The sequence below is a fragment of the Micromonospora sp. M51 genome (assembly GCF_018070305.1).
GTDB classification, from domain to species: Bacteria; Actinomycetota; Actinomycetes; order Mycobacteriales; family Micromonosporaceae; genus Micromonospora; species Micromonospora parva.
This window is the reverse complement of record NZ_JAGPXZ010000916.1, coordinates 1-2,180: the sequence shown is the minus strand read 5'-3', so window position 1 is coordinate 2,180 and position 2,180 is coordinate 1. Positions and strand designations below refer to the sequence as shown.

Genomic DNA, 2,180 nt, shown 5'->3' with positions numbered 1-2,180 from the left:
GCCCACTTCAGCGGCCGGCGCCCGGCTCGCCCGCCCACGGTGACGACCGGGGATTCGGCCGGATCGGCGAGCTGCCCGAGCCGATGACCCTCGCCGAACTGACCCGGCACGCCGCCGCGGTGCTCCCCGTCACGTCCTGGGGAGTTCGCGCGGCGGGGGATCCCGGGCGTATGGTTCGTACCCTCGCCGTCAGCGGCGGGTCGGGGGACAGCTTCCTCGGCGCCGCGACCGCCGCCGGGGTGGACGCGTTCCTCACCGCCGACCTGCGGCACCACCCGGCTGGCGAGCACCTCGCCGCCGATGGTCCCGCCCTGATCGACGCCGCCCACTGGGCGACCGAACGACCGTGGCTGGACGACCTGGCCGCCTTCCTCCGGGAGGCGCTGGACGTCGAGACGCTGGTGTCCGACCTGGACACCGACCCGTGGACCGTGCACGCCGCCGCACCCGCTGTGGACGACAAGGAGCCCGACCGTGAAGGCTGACCCTCAGGTGCAGCGCCGCCTGCTCGACCTCCAGGCGATCGACACCAACCTCGCCCAGCTCGCTTACCGCCGGCGTTCGCTGCCCGAGCGCGCCGAGCTGGAGGCGCTGGCCCGCGAGTTGTCGTCGATGGAGGACGAGCGGGTCCGCGCCCAGGTTGCGGTGGACGACCTGGACCGGGACATCGCCCGGTTGGAGAAGGACGTCGAGCAGGTCCGGGCCCGCAAGGAGAAGGACGAGAACCGACTGGCCGCCGGCACCGGCCCGGCCCGGGAGCTGGAGGCGCTCCAGCACGAACTGGTGTCGCTGAAGCGCCGCCAGGGCGACCTGGAGGACGCCGAGCTGGAGCTGATGGAGCAGCGGGAAACCGCGCAGGGCGTACTGGACGGCGTGGAGCAGCGGCTGGCCGAGACCCGGGACAAGCGGGCCGCCACCGAACAGCGCCGCGACGAGGCACTGGCCGAGATCGCCAAGGAGGAGGAGTTCAAGCGGGGCGCCCGTCAGCCGCTCGCCGCCGACCTCCCGGCCGAGCTGGTCAACCTCTACGACAAGATCCGCGAGGACACCGGGCTGGGTGCCGCGCTGCTCACCGCGGGCCGCTGCGGCGGGTGCCGCCTGGAGCTGTCCGGTGCCGACCTGGCCCGGATCCGCAAGGCCGCCCCCGACGACGTGGTCCGCTGCGAGGACTGCCGACGGATCATGGTCCGCACCAACGAGTCGGGCCTGTAGGTCGTGGCGCCGCGCGTGGTCTCCGTCGAGGCCGACGGTGGGTCCCGGGGCAACCCCGGCCCCGCCGGCTACGGCGCGGTGGTCCGCGACCCGGAGACCGGCGAGGTGCTCGCCGAGCGCTCCGAGTCGCTCGGCACGGCCACCAACAACGTCGCCGAGTACCAGGGCCTGATCGCCGGGTTGACCGCCGCCGCCGAGCTGGGCGCCGCCGAGGTGGACGTCCGGATGGACTCCAAGCTGGTGGTCGAGCAGATGTGCGGCCGGTGGCAGATCAAGCACCCCGGCCTGCGGCCCCTCGCCGCCCAGGCCGCCGCGCTGGTGGGCCGGTTCACAGCGGTCCGGTTCAGCTGGATCCCGCGCGAGCAGAACCGGCACGCCGACGCCCTCGCCAACGCCGCCATGGACGCCGCCGCCGGCCGCCCACCGGCCACCGCGACCACCGGCCGTCCCACGCCGGCTGACACCGTGGGCCGTCCCGCGTCGCCCGCCGCCGGCCAGCCGGCGACCGGCAGTGACCCGGCGACCGCGCCGGCCTCCTGGGAGCCACGGCCCACCTTCACCGCCACCCGGCTGATCCTGGTCCGGCACGGCGAAACCCCGTACACGGAGCAGCGACGCTACTCCGGGCGCGGCGACGTGCCGCTATCCGAGCGTGGCCGGGCCCAGGCCGGCGCCACCGGTGCCCGGGTGGCAGAGCTGGCCCCGTCCGTCGCGGCCGTGCTCAGCTCACCGTTGTCCCGGTGTACGGCCACCGCGGCGGCGATCGCCGGGGCCCTCGGCGACGTGCCGGTCCGCACCGAGGACGACCTGATCGAGTGCGACTTCGGCCAGTGGGAAGGGCGCACGTTCGCCGAGGTGCGCGACCAGTGGCCGGGGGAGATGGACGCCTGGCTCGCCTCACCCCGGATCGCGCCGCCGGGCGGGGAGTCGTTCACCCACGTCGCCGAACGCGCCAACCGGGTCATCGC

General features: G+C 75.0%; 3 protein-coding genes. All 3 read left to right on the top strand.

Going from position 1 to position 2,180, the window contains the following annotated elements:
• On the top strand, window positions 1-485 hold a 485-nt coding region (locus KBX53_RS30685), incomplete at its 5' end, for a Nif3-like dinuclear metal center hexameric protein (protein ID WP_210863222.1).
• Window positions 475-1,212 carry a zinc ribbon domain-containing protein gene (locus KBX53_RS30680; protein WP_210863220.1) on the top strand — a complete coding sequence of 246 codons (738 nt, stop codon included), beginning with the start codon at window positions 475-477 and terminating at the stop codon, window positions 1,210-1,212. The genes KBX53_RS30685 and KBX53_RS30680, both read left to right, overlap by 11 nt.
• Window positions 1,213-1,215: 3 nt before the next feature.
• The coding region (locus KBX53_RS30675) for a bifunctional RNase H/acid phosphatase (protein WP_210863218.1) at window positions 1,216-2,180 on the top strand (965 nt) is incomplete at its 3' end.